21 protein-coding genes are annotated in these 16,539 nt (G+C 54.9%); 4 read left to right on the forward strand and 17 right to left on the reverse strand.

Annotated features, from left to right (window positions below):
• Positions 1-52 precede the first annotated feature (52 nt).
• On the forward strand, positions 53-1,564 hold the full coding sequence (locus TALK_RS01565; protein ID WP_085615151.1) for a YifB family Mg chelatase-like AAA ATPase: 1,512 nt from the start codon (positions 53-55) through the stop codon (positions 1,562-1,564).
• Between the two features lie 28 nt (positions 1,565-1,592).
• Here TALK_RS01565 and TALK_RS01570 read toward each other — a convergent pair whose 3' ends face one another.
• The 5 genes from TALK_RS01570 to TALK_RS01590 all read right to left on the reverse strand — a co-directional run bounded on the left by TALK_RS01570 (position 1,593) and on the right by TALK_RS01590 (position 4,569).
• Positions 1,593-2,156: a class I SAM-dependent methyltransferase gene (locus TALK_RS01570; RefSeq protein ID WP_085615153.1), complete on the reverse strand. Its 564-nt coding sequence runs from the start codon at positions 2,154-2,156 to the stop codon at positions 1,593-1,595.
• A 131-nt stretch (positions 2,157-2,287) separates the two neighbouring features.
• A complete protein-coding gene (locus tag TALK_RS01575; protein ID WP_085615155.1) occupies positions 2,288-2,581 on the reverse strand; it encodes a phosphoribosylpyrophosphate synthetase in 294 nt (97 codons plus the stop codon).
• 89 nt (positions 2,582-2,670) lie between these two features.
• Complete coding sequence (locus tag TALK_RS01580; RefSeq protein WP_085615157.1) at positions 2,671-2,964, reverse strand: phosphoribosylpyrophosphate synthetase; 294 nt, start codon at positions 2,962-2,964, stop codon at positions 2,671-2,673.
• Between the two features lie 128 nt (positions 2,965-3,092).
• Positions 3,093-3,584 carry a GNAT family N-acetyltransferase gene (locus TALK_RS01585; protein ID WP_211274751.1) on the reverse strand — a complete coding sequence of 164 codons (492 nt, stop codon included), beginning with the start codon at positions 3,582-3,584 and terminating at the stop codon, positions 3,093-3,095.
• Positions 3,585-3,825: 241 nt separating this feature from the next.
• The gene (locus tag TALK_RS01590) at positions 3,826-4,569 is read right to left on the reverse strand and encodes an SDR family oxidoreductase (RefSeq protein WP_085615158.1); all 744 of its coding nucleotides are present in this window, start codon (positions 4,567-4,569) and stop codon (positions 3,826-3,828) included.
• 125 nt (positions 4,570-4,694) lie between these two features.
• On the opposite strand from TALK_RS01590, the gene TALK_RS01595 reads away from it, so the two are divergent.
• Entirely contained in the window at positions 4,695-5,612 is a 918-nt protein-coding gene (locus TALK_RS01595) for a LysR family transcriptional regulator (RefSeq protein ID WP_085615160.1), read from the forward strand.
• A gap of 164 nt (positions 5,613-5,776) precedes the next feature.
• On the opposite strand, the gene TALK_RS01600 is transcribed toward TALK_RS01595, so the two are convergent.
• Positions 5,777-6,739: a 2-hydroxyacid dehydrogenase gene (locus TALK_RS01600; protein ID WP_139833690.1), complete on the reverse strand. Its 963-nt coding sequence runs from the start codon at positions 6,737-6,739 to the stop codon at positions 5,777-5,779.
• Between the two features lie 199 nt (positions 6,740-6,938).
• On the reverse strand, positions 6,939-7,358 hold the full coding sequence (locus tag TALK_RS01605) for a VOC family protein (protein ID WP_085615164.1): 420 nt from the start codon (positions 7,356-7,358) through the stop codon (positions 6,939-6,941).
• Between the two features lie 133 nt (positions 7,359-7,491).
• On the opposite strand from TALK_RS01605, the gene TALK_RS01610 reads away from it, so the two are divergent.
• Positions 7,492-8,415, forward strand: a complete 924-nt coding sequence (locus TALK_RS01610) for a LysR substrate-binding domain-containing protein (protein ID WP_085615166.1) — start codon at positions 7,492-7,494, stop codon at positions 8,413-8,415.
• Positions 8,416-8,565: 150 nt separating this feature from the next.
• Here TALK_RS01610 and TALK_RS01615 read toward each other — a convergent pair whose 3' ends face one another.
• The 10 genes from TALK_RS01615 to ade all read right to left on the reverse strand — a co-directional run bounded on the left by TALK_RS01615 (position 8,566) and on the right by ade (position 15,694).
• Positions 8,566-9,039 (reverse strand): DUF6314 family protein, encoded by a 474-nt coding sequence (locus TALK_RS01615; protein WP_245829627.1) that lies wholly within the window; start codon positions 9,037-9,039, stop codon positions 8,566-8,568.
• A gap of 73 nt (positions 9,040-9,112) precedes the next feature.
• Positions 9,113-9,484: a histidine triad nucleotide-binding protein gene (locus tag TALK_RS01620; protein WP_085615168.1), complete on the reverse strand. Its 372-nt coding sequence runs from the start codon at positions 9,482-9,484 to the stop codon at positions 9,113-9,115.
• Between the two features lie 142 nt (positions 9,485-9,626).
• On the reverse strand, positions 9,627-9,962 hold the full coding sequence (locus TALK_RS01625; protein ID WP_085615170.1) for a phosphoribosyl-ATP diphosphatase: 336 nt from the start codon (positions 9,960-9,962) through the stop codon (positions 9,627-9,629).
• Positions 9,963-9,972: 10 nt separating this feature from the next.
• Positions 9,973-10,734 (reverse strand): imidazole glycerol phosphate synthase subunit HisF, encoded by a 762-nt coding sequence (gene hisF, locus TALK_RS01630; RefSeq protein ID WP_085615172.1) that lies wholly within the window; start codon positions 10,732-10,734, stop codon positions 9,973-9,975.
• A 24-nt stretch (positions 10,735-10,758) separates the two neighbouring features.
• A complete protein-coding gene (gene hisA, locus TALK_RS01635; RefSeq protein ID WP_085615174.1) occupies positions 10,759-11,487 on the reverse strand; it encodes a 1-(5-phosphoribosyl)-5-[(5-phosphoribosylamino)methylideneamino]imidazole-4-carboxamide isomerase in 729 nt (242 codons plus the stop codon).
• Positions 11,484-12,038, reverse strand: a complete 555-nt coding sequence (locus TALK_RS01640; RefSeq protein WP_085615176.1) for a GNAT family N-acetyltransferase — start codon at positions 12,036-12,038, stop codon at positions 11,484-11,486. The genes hisA and TALK_RS01640 overlap by 4 nt, the downstream gene beginning before the upstream one ends.
• Positions 12,035-12,685 (reverse strand): imidazole glycerol phosphate synthase subunit HisH, encoded by a 651-nt coding sequence (hisH, locus tag TALK_RS01645; RefSeq protein ID WP_085615178.1) that lies wholly within the window; start codon positions 12,683-12,685, stop codon positions 12,035-12,037. Before hisH ends, TALK_RS01640 begins: the two co-directional genes overlap by 4 nt.
• Entirely contained in the window at positions 12,682-13,134 is a 453-nt protein-coding gene (locus tag TALK_RS01650; RefSeq protein ID WP_085615181.1) for a DUF2628 domain-containing protein, read from the reverse strand. The genes hisH and TALK_RS01650 overlap by 4 nt, the downstream gene beginning before the upstream one ends.
• An 84-nt stretch (positions 13,135-13,218) precedes the next feature.
• Positions 13,219-13,818, reverse strand: a complete 600-nt coding sequence (gene hisB, locus TALK_RS01655) for an imidazoleglycerol-phosphate dehydratase HisB (RefSeq protein ID WP_085615183.1) — start codon at positions 13,816-13,818, stop codon at positions 13,219-13,221.
• A 145-nt stretch (positions 13,819-13,963) separates the two neighbouring features.
• Entirely contained in the window at positions 13,964-15,694 is a 1,731-nt protein-coding gene (ade, locus tag TALK_RS01660) for an adenine deaminase (RefSeq protein WP_085615185.1), read from the reverse strand.
• A gap of 252 nt (positions 15,695-15,946) precedes the next feature.
• On the opposite strand from ade, the gene hslV reads away from it, so the two are divergent.
• Positions 15,947-16,507: an ATP-dependent protease subunit HslV gene (gene hslV / locus TALK_RS01665; protein WP_085615187.1), complete on the forward strand. Its 561-nt coding sequence runs from the start codon at positions 15,947-15,949 to the stop codon at positions 16,505-16,507.
• Positions 16,508-16,539: the final 32 nt, after the last annotated feature.

Raw genomic sequence — 16,539 nt, forward strand, 5'->3', positions numbered from 1 at the left:
CTCGGTTTCCCGCCAAAGTAGCGCAACTATGGGTTATGGGGAATGCCATCACATGACAGCACGGGTCACAACCGTTGCCTTTTCCGGGATCAACACCATCCCGGTCGATGTTCAGGTTCAGATGGCAAGCGGATTGCCGGCGTTTACGGTTGTTGGCCTGCCCGATAAGGCGGTGTCCGAGGCGCGGGAACGGGTGCGATCGGCATTATCGGCCATGGGCTTGGCATTGCCGCCCAAACGCATCACGATCAATCTGGCCCCGGCGGATTTGCTTAAGGAAGGGTCGCATTTCGATTTGCCGATTGCGTTGGGCCTTTTGGCCGAGATGGATGTGATTGGTCATGATGATCTGGCGGGTTTTGTTGTTCTGGGTGAATTGGGACTTGATGGTAGTGTGACCGGGGTTGGCGGGGTTTTGCCCGCAGCCATGCAGGCAAGCGGCATGGAACGCGGGATCATTTGCCCGGTAGATAACGGGGCAGAGGCGCTTTGGGCTGGCGCGCTTGAAATCCTTGCGCCGACCAACCTGACCATGTTGATCAATCATTTCAAAGGCACGCAGATTTTATCGCGCCCAATTGCACCAAAGGTCATACCAAGCCCGGTTTCCTTGCCTGATTTGCGCGATATCAAGGGGCAGGAAAGTGCCAAACGGGCGTTGGAAATCGCCGCCGCCGGGGGGCATAATTTATTGATGAGTGGCCCGCCCGGATCGGGAAAGTCGATGTTGGCAGCACGTTTACCGGGGCTTTTGCCCGATCTGGATGCCCGACAGGCGCTTGAAACCACAGTAATTCATTCAGTATCCGGGATGCTTCCCGAAGGCGGGTTAATCCGAACCCGGCCCTTTCGTACCCCGCATCACAGTGCCAGCATGCCCGCCTTGGTCGGGGGCGGGCATCGGGTGCGCCCGGGCGAGATTTCGCTGGCGCATAATGGGGTGCTGTTTTTGGATGAACTGCCGGAATTTCAGCGCAATGTGCTTGATGCGCTGCGTCAGCCACTTGAAACCGGGCAGGTATCGGTGGCGCGCGCCAATGCGCATGTGACCTATCCGGCACGGGTGCAATTGGTGGCGGCGATGAACCCGTGCCGTTGTGGTTATCTGGGCGATAATGATTTGGCATGTACCCGTGCGCCGCGCTGTGGCGAGGATTATCAGGCGCGGATTTCGGGGCCGCTTTTGGATCGTTTCGACATTCAGATTGATGTTCCGGCTGTTCGGCCAGAGGAACTTGACCTTCCGGCAAGCGGCGAGAAGACGCAAGCGGTGCGTGACCGGGTTTTGGCGGCGCGGGAAATTCAATCATATCGATATAAAAACGACCATGTTTTAACCAATGCCGAGGCTGATGGCGAGGTGCTGCAAAACGCCGCTAGCCTTGATGAAGGTAGCCGGGGGCTTTTGCAGGATGCGGCGCGCCAGATGAAGCTTTCAGCGCGCGGATATCACCGGGTTTTACGGGTTGCGCGCACCATTGCCGATCTGGCCGGGGCCAAAGCCGTTAAACGTGGTCATATTGCCGAGGCGCTTGGTTATCGGCATATGGTGTATCGGCGTTAGGTCAGTCGGGATCTGGTTGCTTTTCGATTTAGGGAATGCGTGAAATCCGATAGACCGAGGATGGTGGGACATTACGCATGATTGTGCCAATCCGGGTTGAACAAAGACCCATGCGGTCAAGGATCTCAGATGGCACCGGGCAGCGCGGGCCATAGGTGAACTGATAAAAGGCACCGTCGGGCCGCATATAGCGAAATGCCCCGTTTAGGACCCCCATAACCTGACGCGAGTTCATGGATAGCAATGGCAGGCCGCTGATGACGGCGCCAAGACTGAAGGCGGGGTAAAGATCGCGTTGGGCAAGACGGGTGGCATCGGTATGCAGGATGCGCGCCCGGGGATAACGCATTGACAGCAATCGGGCGAAATCCGCCCCGGCTTCGATCAATGTCAGGTCGGCTTCATCCAGACCGCGTGCGATCAGCGCCCGGGTAAAAACCCCGGTTCCGGCACCAAGTTCAAGAACCGAGCTGATGGCAGGCGATATTTCGGACGTCATTAGGGCTGCCAGTGCCGGGCCGGACGGGGAAATAGCGCAAACCCGCCGGGGATCGGCAACCCAGGCCCTGAAAAACGGCAACAGGTCCGACATTTTGGTATCCGCCTAAGGGTCAGAATTGAAGAACGACATTAAACTTGTCTTTCTTCATGTCGCCAAGCGTGCGGGTTTGTGTTCATTTTGTGCGCTTGCAGATGAATTTGTGATTGCGCGACTGCTGTATATTATTGCGTATTTCGGCGCAACTCGTCGATCAATTGGGCTTTATCCGGGTCGGTATGGAAGCTTGTCGGGATGATCATCATGCCTTTGGTGCCGTCGCTGGCCTCGATCATGTAAAGCGTGGCATCATCCCCCGGATCAGTACCCTGATCGACGCTGTTACTGTGGACGATTTTCAAATCCGCCGGGGGATAAACCGGGCCATTCCCATCGCATCGCAGCCCGCCTTGTTCATAAATGAAGTGATGCGAGAAACCGTGACGAATGGCGTTTTCTTGTAATTCGGCGAGGTTCATTGTCATCTCCTTGGTTGTTTCTAGGGTCTTGGTCCATAAAACGCGCAAGGAGCATGACTGTTCCATATTGGTCTTGAGAAGTTCAGGCCCTAGCGTTTTTGGCGTTGTAAATGATCAACCAGTTCGGCCTTGTCATGATCGGTATAGAAGCTGCTGGGGACAATCAGGGTGCCGCGTGTGCCGTCACGGGCTTCGATCATGTAAAGGGTGGCGTCATCGCCGGGATCGGTGCCCTGATCGACGGATCGGCTATCGATGATTGTCAGGTCTTCGGCCGGATAGTTCATATCCTTGCCATCGCAGGTCACATGATTGCCATGGGCGTTGAAATGATGGGTAAAGCCTTTGAGGGTGGCCATTTCCTGTAATTCGGAAAGTGTCATGATGTATCTCCGCATGCTGTAAGGCTTGGGTCTTGTGGGATCATAACATGATCGGGCGGGAAAGAATGCCCTGACTATCGTTGATAAAGGTTGTTTGTTTGGGATGACTTGTGGGACAGGTCCAGAACCTAGATTTCCTTTTTCATGCCCTCGTGACTGGCGATAAAGCCAAGCCGTTCATAGAACCGATGGGCATCTTTGCGCGTTTTATCGGTGGTGAATTGTACAAGTGACGCGCCAAGTAATTTCGAAATCGAAATGGATTCGGAAATCAGCTTTTCACCGATTTTTTGTCCGCGGCAGTTTGACGATATCCGGACGCCTTCGATTTGCGCCCGTAAACGGCCCATGCGCGACAATCCGGCAATCAGGGTCAGTTGCAGACAGCCAACAATGACCTCATCCGTGCACGCCAGCAGGTATTTATTGGGCAGGGCGGTCGTACTTTGCGATTCCATGGCATCAAAGGCAGCGTAATAGACTTCCGGTAAAGGATCGCAGAAATCCTCGCGGGTTTTGCCCTTTTCGTCATCGGCCAAAAGGGCAACGATGGCGGGCAAGTCATCGCGGTTGGCATAGCGAAAGCTAATCGTGCCGGTATTATTGGTGGCGTCGGTCATGAAGGCATCCTTGGTCGGTTCGAGGCAAGGTAAAGTTGATGCCTATCATGATGGAAAACCGGGGTTTTGCCAAATTTCCGGATGGAAATTTTGCTGTTTTTCCAATCCTGTTTGGGTAAAGCAGCCCCCGCCATATAGCAAAGGTGCCGCCCCTTTTTTCGGGACGGCACCTTTGGCTAATGACCTTGTTATGTGCGATCGGGGGAATGCGCTGCAAGGTCATCAGATTGTATTGTCGGGCTTAGGCAAGGCCGCCATTGGCGCGTAATGTCTGACCATTGATCCAGGCGGAATCCGGTCCGGCCAGGAAGGAGACAACACCGGCGATGTCATCGGGCTGGCCCAGACGTTCAATCGGCGGCATTTTGGAAAACTGGGCGATTTGTTCGTCGGTCTTGCCGCTCAGGAACAATTCGGTGGCCACCGGACCGGGGGCAACGGCATTGACGGTGATATTACGCCCGCGCAGTTCCTTGGCATAGACGCCGGTCATGGCTTCGACCGCAGCCTTGGTGGCGTTATAGATCGCATAGCCGGGCAATTTCAGATGCAGGGCGGTGGTTGAAAAATTAATCACCCGGCCATTATTGCGCAGGCGTTTGGCCCCTTCGCGCAGCATGTTGAACGTGCCGCGCACATTGGTATCCATCATCGCGTCATAGACAGCGTCACTCATTTCCGAGATCGGCTGTGTTGTCATGACACCGGCATTATTGACAATGACGTCAACACCGCCAAACCGGGTTTCGGCATGATCAAACATCTGTTTGACGGCATCGGCATTGGTAATGTCGGCCTTGATTGCCATGGCCTGATGGCCGCTTGCGCTTAGTTCTTCGACAAGGGCATCGGCACTGGCTGCGCTGTTGGCGTAATTGACGACAACGGCAAAGCCATCTTGCGCCAGACGTTTGGCAAGGGCAACGCCGATACCGCGGGCTGCACCGGTGATGATGGCGGTTTTGGTTTCTGTTGGAGTGGTCATATTGAGGTCTCCTGCTTGGCTGTGATGCCGCGTTTTGATGGGTGCAGTATGAACCAGATGACATTTCGGATAATTACCGCATAATCGACAATACTATTCGGTTTTAAATAACAATCAGGCGGGTGATGGACCGGTTCGAGGAAATGCGCAATTTCGTTCGCATCGTCGAACGCAGCAGCTTTACCAAGGCGGCAGCGGATCTTCAGATTCCGCGTGCGACCATGACCAATGCGATCCAGCGGCTTGAAGAACGGCTGGGCACGCGGTTGCTGGCCCGTACAACACGCACGGTCAAACCGACGCTGGATGGCGAGGTTTATTACAAACGATGTGTGCGGATTTTGGCCGAGCTTGAAGAAGCCGATGGTATTTTTCTGCGCTGTGCGCCCAAGGGGCTTTTACGGGTCAACCTTCAAGGCACGCTGGCGCGGATGTTTGTTATCCCCGCCCTGCCCGATTTTATGGCGCAATATCCCGATATTACGCTTTTGGTCGGCGATGGTGATCGCTATGTCGATCTGGTGCATGAGGGATATGATTGTGTGCTGCGCAGCGGGGAATTGGTCGATTCGTCGATGATTGGACGCCGCCTGATGACCATGAATGAGGTGACGGTGGCAAGCCCGGCCTATATCGAAAAATATGGTATGCCCCGGGAAATAGACGATCTGGAACGTCAGGGGCACCGGGTTGTCAGCTTCCTGTCTGGGGCGGATGACAAACCGATGCCACTTGATTTCACCATTGATGGTCTGGTGCGCCATGTTGAATTGCCCGCCGATGTTTCGGTGACCGGGGCGGATTTATATATGGCCGCGACACTGGCCGGACTTGGTATTATTCAGGTGCCGCGTTATCGCGCGCTTGCTGATTTAAACGCCGGGCGGCTGGTGGAAATCATGCCGCAATATCCGCCTGAACCGATGCCAGTTTCGGTGCTGTATCCGCAAAACCGGCAACTTTCGCTGCGTGTGCGGGTGTTTACCGATTGGCTGGGGCGGCTTTTTGCCAATGGGGTTGATGGGTTGATGAAGGAATTTTAGCGAAAGGTTAAAGGCGCGGGCGGTTGGAACCATGCGGTGTTTGCAATCGCGTTCGTATCCTTGCCGTCCCTTGCCGCCGCCGATGCGGTTATGTCATCGACTTGCCCGGTTACTCATCCTCCTCGCCTGTAAGGGCGGAGGGATGAGATGCTAGGGAAAATGCCTTAATAACCTGTTTTGCGATCAACCAGCCCGCGCGGGGTTTCGCCGCGGGTGATGCGATCAATGTTTTCGGCGATCTGATCAACTGATTCTTCGATCCGTGTGGCGGCGGCGATATGCGGGGTGACGCGGATTTTTGGGTGATCCCAGAACGGATGGCTTTCAGGTAGCGGTTCGGTTATCGCGACATCCAGAAACGCACCACGCAAATGCCCGGTATCAAGCAGGCGCAGCAAATCGGCCTCGACAATCATGGCACCGCGTGCGGCATTGATGATGGCGGCATTTTTGGGCAGTTGCGATAAGGTGTTGCTGTTTAGAACGCCTTCGGTTTCCGGGGTTCGCGGCAACATGCAAATCAGGATGTCGGACTGGCCAAGGAACTCGGTCAAGGTTTCTGATCCGGCATAGGTGGTGATGCCGTCAATCGCTTTCATCGTTCGGCTCCAGCCTGATACGGCAAAGCCAATCTGGGTCATGGCGGTGGCAACAGCGGCCCCCAGCGCGCCCAAGCCCATCACCCCGACCCGGTATTTTGAAATGCGCGCGACGTCATGCTGGGTCCAGTCGGCCTTGGCTTGCTGGCGGGTATAGATATCGAAATCGCGCAGGAAATGAAGCGCTGCATAAAGGTGATATTGCACCATCTGATCCGCCATGCCGGCGTCTTCAAGGCGAAGCACTGGAACCTCGGCCGGAAGGCTTGGCGTGGATAAAACATGATCGACCCCGGCACCCAGTGAAAAGATTGCCTTAAGCCCGCTCAGGGTTTTCAGCATTCCCTGGGGCTGTTTCCATAACAGGGCATAATCAATCGTTGCGGGATCGTAATTTTCGTGTTGGGTGACGATATCCGCATCTGGCAGGCGGGCGACCATTGCCTTTTGCCAGATATCATCCTCGCCCGCCGCAGCGATCAGAATTTTCGGGTGGGGGCTGGTGGTTTTGGCGGTAGCGGCGGACATGGTCGGTTCTCCTGACGGGATGGGCAATGGTGCGTGATGGGGCGATGTGTTTTGATTATATCTGTCTATCAAGGATACCGGTAAAAACCGGTATCCTTGCATTATACATGATCACATAACGCGTTGTGGAGCAAAGCGTTCCGGCATTTTGATCAAAACCCGCCGGTGGTTTGCCGGGTATTTTGCCTGATGTGGTGTATCAATGAGCGAAAATCATCGCCGGATCGCGGAACGTCTTGAATTCAAGGCCATTTCCCGCCGGGTCTTCGACAAAGAAGGTACCCTGTTCGCCAGGTTCGTCTTTAAAGCGGATTTTGGGCTCTAGCAGGAATTTGACCCCGGCCGATTTCAGGCGATCCGCCAGATCATGCCATTTTTCCCATTCCAGAACCGCGCCAAAATGCGGGATCGGCACCGCATCGCCATCAACCGTGCCCGACATGGCATTTTGCCCGCCATCAGGGCGAATATGGGCTGACAGCTGATGACCAAAGAAATCAAAATCAATCCATGCCTCGGTCGAGCGACCTTCGTCACAGCCAAGAACATCAATATAAAAAGCGCGGGTATCGGCAATGGATTTGATCGGAAAGGCCAGATGGAAGGGGGGAAGCGACATGGGGCACCTGTTATGCGGGTTTAAGCTGGTTCAAAAGCAAAACTAATGCTTTGATGCTGGAATCAGTCTAAAACAAAAGAATACTGCAGTAAAAACCAGAAGTTCTGCCTTTAGCATCAGGAAATCTATTGTTATGGCGTTGCGCCCGACCACTCCGCCGCTCAATGCCCTTCGCGCATTCGAAGCCGCCGCGCGCCTTGGCAGTTTTGCCCGCGCGGCGGATGATCTTTCGGTCACACCCGGCGCGATCAGTCAGCAAGTCGCCAATCTTGAGGCCAGCCTTGGCATCGCCCTGTTTGATCGCCAGGGGCCGAAACTGTCACTACGGGATGCAGGACGGGCCTATTTACCGGCCTTGCGGCGCGCCTTGGACGGGATCGAGGCCGCGACGCTTGACCTTGTCACCCATGGGGTTGGCGAGAAACGGTTGGTGATTGGGGCGCTGCATACGCTGGCCAGTTCATGGTTGATCCCCCGATTAAATCGGTTTCAAAACGAATACCCGGATATCCGGCCGGTGATCGAAACCCTGTCGCTTAATTTTGCCACCCCGGACCGCAGCCCCGACCTTGGCGGACGCCAAATTGATGTCGGACTTTATTTTGGGGATGGTGATTGGCCGGGATTGGTATCGCATAAAATTCTTGATGAAATTCAGGTGGTTGTCGCCAAACCCGGATTGGTGACAGATGTCCTGCGGGCTGATCCGGCAGTGATAATTGCGAGTTTGCCGCGCCTGATCCATACCACCCGGCCCAAGGTATGGCATGATTGGGCGGCGGCGCATGATATTGCGATTGGCGGTGCGCCCGGTGCCGGGTTTGAACATTTCTTTATGTTGATCGAAGCGGTCAGGGCGGGCATGGGATTGGCCTTGTTACCGCGCGTTTTGATCGAAGGGGCGCTGGCCGATGGATCGCTTGAAATCGTTGCCGATGCCAGCCTGCAAAGCAGCGGGGCTTATCACCTGATTTATACCGAGGGACGCGGCGAAGACCCGGAAATCGCGGTATTTCGCGATTGGATCCTGCAACAGGCAGCATCTGGCGCAGCGTAAAATGCAGGTGATCGGGCTTAGGCCCCGTGCCAAACAGGTTGCGGTCTTTGGTGTTGGGGCAGTGATCACGTTTTGCGGCTGGGCTGGATGTGAGGGGTGGTTTTCGAACCGGGCAGCGTGATGCCAGAACCAAATACTAGTCGACCATGTTTAGCTGATTTTGCGACGATAAATGCTGTGCAGCAGGTGATCTTTTTTCGGGCCGGTGATTTTTATTTTAGTTTCGAAATGATTGGCATCATGCCAGATCATGCAGTGGTGATAGAAATCCTCGCCACAGGGATGAATGTCGCGCGCACAAAAGCCTTCGGTTGCATCCTCGCCAAATTGCAGCAGAACATAGCGATTGCCAAAGCTGAGCGGATCGCGAAACAGAAGCTCGATCGCGGGCGGGTCTTCGCGCAGGACGAAGTCATATTCGCGGTAGCCGTCAAAGCGTTTGCCATCACCGCGTTCCAGCATGCCTTCTTCGCGATAGCGCAGAAAACCGGGCTTTTGGGGTTCTGCCAGGTTGAATGTCACATCACCCTTGAATTGGCCAGTCGGGCCGAGATCGCGCATAAGTGTCCAGTTGCCCGGCAGGCTTTGGAAAATCTCGGTGGTGGTCGGGATGGGTCGGGTCATGACATTCCGAAAGTTAAAAAGGCAGGGATACCGTGGCGGCCCTGCCCCTGAAATCTGGTTTAGGGTGCGAAGCCTAATCTTTTGGCAACATCAGGCCGAGCTTCTTGCCGCCAATGATATGGACATGCAGATGCGGGACGTCCTGACGACCGTGATCGCGGGTATTGGCAATCAGGCGGTAACCGTTCTCAATGACACCGGCCTCGGCAGAAATTTTACCAATCGCACGGGTATAGGCGATGATTTCGGCGTCTGAGGCATTGACGGCGAAGTCGTCATAGCTGGTATAGGCGCCCTTTGGGATCACAAGGATATGGGTTGGGGCCTGCGGGGCGATATCGTTAAAGGCCAGAACGTGGTCGTCCTCATAGACCTTGCTACACGGGATTTCGCCGCGAAGGATTTTGGCAAAGATGTTTTGCGGATCATAGGCTGGGACGGCCATTGGGATGCTCCTGGTCGCTATATTTGATGTATGGCGGATATATTGGACAGGCTTGGCCGCGGACGCAATTTGCATTTTGGGCAATGCGCCCCGTCCGTGCAGATATGGCAAAATTCCACCATATCTGCTGTGTTTTTAATGCTTACTTGTTTTTGCGGGCGGCTTTTTCCACATTGCCGGAAATGCCCTGACGTTTGGCAAGCGCGGCCCAGACATCGGTTGGTTCAACCCCGCGATCGGCCCACAGGACCATTAGATGATACAGCAGATCGGCACTTTCGGATGCGACGTTTTCCGGGCCTTCGGCAAGGGCGGCAATCACGGTTTCAACGCTTTCTTCGCCGACTTTCTGGGCGATTTTGGCTGTACCCTTGTTAAACAGCTTGGCGGTATAGCTTTCTTCGGGGTCGCTTCCCTTGCGCGATGCGATGACCGTGTAAAGCCGGTCAAGAATGTCACCTTCAAGTGTTTTGGTCATGATGGCTGCCTTAACTTTCACGGACCGGAATACCGGCGGCTTTCATGTGGTCTTTGACCTCGCGGATGCGATAGGTCCCGAAATGGAAGATCGATGCCGCCAAAACCGCCGATGCATGGGCATCGCGGACACCTTCGACCATGTGATCAAGTGTGCCAACCCCGCCCGATGCGATAACCGGTACATGGACACTATCGGCGATGGTGCGGGTCAGGGGCACGTTAAAGCCCGATTTGGTGCCATCACGATCCATTGAGGTCACCAAAAGTTCCCCGGCACCGTATTCGACCATTTGTTTTGCAAACGAAACGGCATCAATTCCGGTTGGTTCGCGCCCGCCATGGGTAAAGATTTCGAATTTATCCGGGCCGGTCGATTTGGCGTCAATCGACACCACAATGCATTGCGACCCGAACTTGCGCGCAGCCTGGCGGACGAAATCGGGGTTTTTAACCGCGGCGGTATTGATCGAAACCTTGTCCGCCCCGGCAAGCAGTAATTTGCGGATGTCATCAAGTGTGCGGACACCGCCGCCAACGGTGACCGGCATAAAGCAGGCCTCGGCGGTGCGGGCAACGACATCGAAAATGGTATCGCGGTTGTCGCTGGACGCGGTGATATCAAGGAAGCACAGCTCGTCGGCACCCTCGGCGTCATAGATGCGGGCCTGTTCGACCGGATCACCGGCATCGATCAGATCAACGAAATTGACGCCTTTGACGACGCGGCCGTCCTTAACGTCAAGACAGGGAATGACACGGGTTTTCAGCATGGTCGTTTTCCTGTGTGGGTCCTTTTAGGACAAGGCTTTGATGGCTTCGGCAAGATCGATACGGCCATCATAAAGCGCGCGTCCGGAAATCGCGCCATCAATCCCGGCATCGGTATGTTTGGCAACATCAATCAGATCATCAAGCGATGAAACCCCGCCCGATACGATGACCGGGGTAGAAATTGCACTGGCAAGGGCGACGGTGGATTCAATGTTTGGGCCACCCATCGCGCCATCGCGGTCGATATCGGTAAATATGATGGCGGTAACGCCACAATCTTCGAACTTTTGCGCCAGTTCAAGGGCGGTGACTTCGGATGTTTCCGCCCAGCCTTCAACCGCGACATAGCCATCGCGCGCGTCAATGCCAACCGCAATCCGGCCCGGCCATTTGGCACAGGCCTGTTTGACGAAATCGGGATTGCGCAGCGCAACGGTGCCAAGGATCACGCGGGTGATGCCTTTGTTCAGCCAGTAATCAACCGTTTTCATGGTGCGGATACCGCCGCCAAGCTGGGTTTTGGCTTTGTCACCAACAGCAGAAAGGATGCTATCGACCGCACCACCATTGACCGGTTCCCCAGCAAAAGCGCCATTCAAATCGACGATATGAACCCAATGACATCCCGCGGCCACAAATTCACCGGCCTGTGCGCCGGGATCATTGTTAAACACGGTGGCCTTGTCCATATCACCGCGCAAAAGGCGAACGCAGGCACCATCTTTCAGGTCGATTGCCGGATAGAGATTCACTTGTCAGTGTCCTGTATTTTCTTGGTGTAGTAATAACCTTCGACCATTTTGCCGTCGATCATCGCATAATAGGGATTGATGCCCCAACGGACATAACCCAGCCCGTTATAAAGTGCGATGGCGGCGGTTTGAGTTTCGCGAAGGTCGAGTTTTAAAACAGAATAGCCATGTTCACGGGCATAATATTCGATACTGCGCACAATCGCTTTGCCATTGCCACGCCCGCGCGCCCAAGGGGCGACAAAATGGCTGGAAATCTGGGCTGAATGGCACTGTGCTTCAAGGTTAGACGGGGTTTCAAGCAACTGGGCTGCACCGGAAATCACACCATCAACGCGCGAGACAAACAGGTGGCGTCCCGGCATCAGTAAAACACCGCGCCAGTATTTTTCCATATCCGGACGGTCGGGTGGGGAAAGCCAGCCAAAACCGCCACCTTCGACAATGGCCTGGGTACAGGCATCGACGATGTCGGAAAGCTCGCCCGCGGTCAGTTCGGTGACGTGTTGTGCGGAAACTTCCGGTCCGATGGTGTCGCTGGGTGCAATCATGGTTTCCACCCCAGGAAGTTGCCAAGGATGGTTAATCCCGTCTTTTGGCTTTTTTCCGGGTGGAACTGGGTGCCGACCATATTGTCACGCCCGATCATTGCGGTTAATGCGCCGCCGTACTCAACCGATGCCAGACGTTCATCGGGGTTTTGCACATGCATGTGATAGCTGTGGACGAAATAGGCATGATCGCCATCCGCAATGCCTGAAAGTACCGGATGGGCCTTGCCCGTCGGATCAAGCACCAGCTCGTTCCAGCCCATATGCGGAATTTTAAGGCCGGGATCGTTTGGCTTGATCGCAACGACCTCGCCCTTGATCCAGTCAAGGCCCGTTGTCGTGGCGAATTCACGCCCGACCGATGACATCAATTGCATCCCGACGCAAATGCCAAAGAACGGTTTGCCGCCCTTGATCACCTGTTCGGTCAGGACATCAACCATGCCGGTGACAGCATCAAGACCGGCACGGCAATCGGCATAGGCGCCAACGCCGGGCAGGACGATATGGCTGGCATTGCGGACTTTTTCCGGATCATCGGTGACGATGACATCATTGGAAAAACCGGTTTCGCGGGCCGCGCGTTCAAAGGCTTTGGCAGCCGAACGCAGGTTGCCTGAACCGTAATCGATAATCGCAACAGTCATGGGGTGGGGATGCTCCCGGGTAAGGCGGTGGGCACAGCATTTTGCAGGGTATTTTGGATGGTGTTTTGCGCGGTGTGATGACCCCGCAAACGATCAAATAACCGATGTTCGGCGGCGTTTTCATCCGCGCCAGCGACGATTTCAACCAGCTTCCAGCCCTCAGCGGCTAGTTTTTTACGCCGAAGATCATTGGCAATCAGGCCGAAACCGATACCGGTCGCAAGGGCGAGGGCAAAATCCATCTCTGGCCCGCCGTCAAAAAGGTAAGTCAGCAGATTGCAAATCAGCGATACAGCCAAAAGACTAAAGAAAGCCGCCCATAACCGATGATACAGCGCCCAAAGGCCGCTTAGGATAAAGGCCCAGAAATTAAAGCCTTCATGGATCAGGATCGCGTTTTCCATCGGATCGGCATCGCCGGGATGGGTATGGACTGTGTAAACCTTCATCGAACACCGATTTCCTGTTCCGGGTGATACCCTGTGCGGTATCTTTACCCGGTTTTTCGGATCAGATCAGGGGCATTTGGCGGGTTAAAGCGACCCGCCCAGAACACCCTTGGTCGAGGGAATGGCATCGGATTTGCGCGGATCAATTTCGATTGCAGTGCGCAGGGACCGTGCCAGTGCCTTAAAGGCACTTTCGACAATATGGTGATTGTTATCGCCATACAGGTTTTCGACATGCAGTGTCAGACCTGCGGCCTGGGCAAAGCCCTGAAACCATTCGCGAAACAGTTCGGTATCCATATCGCCCAGTTTGTCGCGGGTAAATTCGACATTCCAGATCAGATAGGGACGGTTTGAGCAATCCAGCGCGACACGGGTCAATGCCTCGTCCATCGGCAAAAGGCAACTGCCGTACCGATTGATGCCTTTTTTGTCGCCCAACGCCTGTGAAAAGGCCTGACCGATGGCGATACCGGTATCTTCGGTGGTGTGATGAAAATCAATATGCAGGTCGCCCTTGGCCCGGACTTTAAGGTCCATCAGGCTGTGGCGTGAAAGCTGTTCGAGCATATGATCAAGGAAGCCAACCCCGGTCTCGACATCATAAATGCCAGTCCCGTCAAGGTTCAGCTCGACCGTGATCTGTGTTTCGTTGGTATTACGCTCTACGCGGGCCTTGCGCATGCAAAGCTCCTTTCCTGCAGGTATCGATGCATCTGTTGGGAGGTTATTTAGCAACAAAGTGGCGAAATTGCCAGTTTAACCGGCCAGGTATTGGTCGCAAAACGCAACGCGCATTTGTAAACCGCCAATGTCCTGAACCAATTGATCAGACAAAATCAAATTTATCGACATCAAACAGGCCGCGATCGGTCATTTTAAGATGCGGGATGACCGGCAGGGCAAGGAAGGCGACCTGAAGGAACGGTTCGGGCAGAACACAGCCAAGGTCTTTGGCGGCGGCGCGCAGCGTGATCAGGTCTTTTTCGACCACCTCAAAGGGTTCAAGGCTCATGAGACCGGCGACCGGCAATGGCAATTCTGCCGTGACCTTGCCACCATCGGCAACGGCAAAGCCGCCGCCCATTTCAATTAGTCGATTAACTGCGGCGGCCATGTCGGCGTCATTGGCACCGACCACGGTGATATTGTGGCTGTCATGGCCGACCGAGGATGCAATCGCCCCGCGTTTCAGGCCAAAACCGCGGACAAAGCTGCGGCCGATATTGCCGTTTTTACCATGGCGTTCGACGACGGCGACCTTGATCACATCGTTTTCAAGATCGGGTTTCAGGCCATTTTCGCCGATTTCAAGCGTTGCTTCATCGCGGAAGGTCAGGATTAGACCCGGTTTAACCTTGATCACCGGGGTTTGGTTCTGGCCCGGTTTTGGTTCAGCCCGAAAGGCATCGGCACTGATCGGTTTGGCCTTCATCGATGTCAGGCCAATCGGGGCAACGGTTTCGCGTGCGTCAAACATTGCCGACGTCACCAGACGACCGGCTGCGATGACGTCACTGACGGCACAGGTTTCAAGATCATCAAGGATCGCGATATCCGCCCGCCAACCCGGCCCGATCAGGCCGCGATCACGCAGGCCAAAAATACGGGCCGCCGAATGGGATGCGGCGCGATAAACGTGATGGATCGGGCAATTGCGGGCCTTAAGATGGCCGATCAGGCGTTCGATCAGGCTATCAAGATGGCCTTCTTCGCCGATATCAAGCGGATTGCGATCATCGGTGCAAAGGGCAACGAAGCTTGAGGTGTTTTCATCGAGAATTTCGGCCAGAGCCTCCAAATCCTTGGAAACCGACCCCTCGCGGATCAGGATCGCCATGCCCTTGGCCAGTTTTTCACGGGCCTCGGTTGCAGAAGTTGCTTCGTGATCGGTACGGATGCCTGCGGCCATATAACCGTTTAATGCGGTGCCGCGCAAAAGCGGCGCATGGCCGTCGATATGACCATCCTGAAACGCATCAAGTTTGGCCATGATGCCGGGATCAAGGTTCAGCACACCGGGATAGTTCATCATTTCTGCCAAACCGATGACCTTGGGGTGGTTTCGAAATGGCAACAAATCTTCGATTTCAAGTTCTGCACCCGATGTTTCAAACCCGGTGGCCGGAACACAGGATGACAGATTGACCCGAATATCCATGATCGACCGTTCAGAACAATCAAGGAAATACCTGATCCCGTCAGCACCCAGAACATTGGCAATTTCATGGGGATCACACAAAACAGTGGTCACGCCATGGGGTAAGACGCAGCGATCAAATTCCAGCGGTGTCACAAGCGAGCTTTCGATATGAAGGTGGGTATCGATAAAGCCCGGTACGGCGAATTTCCCGGTGCAGTCAATCACGGTGTCGCCGTCATATTTGGCGTGGGTGCCGACAATCCGGTCGCCAACGATGGCGATATCGGTAGTTGTGATCGCCCCGGTAATAACATCAAGCATCCCGATATTGCGCAGGACCAGATCAGCACGAACCTTGCCCTGACCGGCAAGAATGCATTTGCCAAGATGGGTTTGGGAAAGATCGGGGTTGCTCATGACCGTGGTCCTTTGTTCTTTGATGCGTTTATGGTCCAAGAGTAACGCAATGGCGCAAGGATTGCCGTGCCTTTTTATGCTTTTCTGCGTTGAAACTGTGTTTGGGATTGGGGGAAGGCGGCGCAGCCTGATGTGATCCGGGGTACGGTTGCGGCGTGTGGGTGGACTGCATTGGTAATGCGCACCCTTGACCCCGGCTGTCTGCGTGCTAACTCTTGAGCGAATGCATAAGATGATTTTCAAGGATTTTTCATGAGCGAACAATCACAGCCGAGCTGGCATGGCACGACGATCCTGTCGGTGCGCAAGGGCAATGAAGTCGTGGTGGCCGGTGACGGTCAGGTGTCGCTGGGCCAGACCGTGATCAAGGGCAATGCGCGCAAGGTGCGCCGGATCGGCCAGAAAGGCGAGATTATTGTTGGTTTTGCCGGGGCGACGGCGGATGCCTTTACCCTGCTGGAACGGCTTGAAGCCAAGTTGGAACGTCATCCGGGCCAGACCATGCGTGCCTGTGTTGAATTGGCCAAGGATTGGCGCACAGATCGTTATCTGCGCAAGCTTGAAGCAATGATGGCGGTGGCGGACAAGGATGTGTCGCTGGTGCTGACCGGTCAGGGTGATGTGCTGGAACCTGAAGACGGCCTTATCGCTATTGGTTCGGGTGGTAATTATGCCCTTGCTGCGGCGCGGGCCCTGATTGATCTGGATCTGAGCGCCGAGGAAATCGCCCGCAAGGCGATGGCGATTGCCGGTGAGATCTGTGTTTATACCAACGGCAATGTAACTTTGGAAAAAATCGAGGATGCGAAATAAAGGTGCCTTTCGGGCCTGACATCGCATTTCCG

The organism is Thalassospira alkalitolerans, from assembly GCF_002115745.1.
Taxonomy (GTDB): domain Bacteria; phylum Pseudomonadota; class Alphaproteobacteria; order Rhodospirillales; family Thalassospiraceae; genus Thalassospira; species Thalassospira alkalitolerans.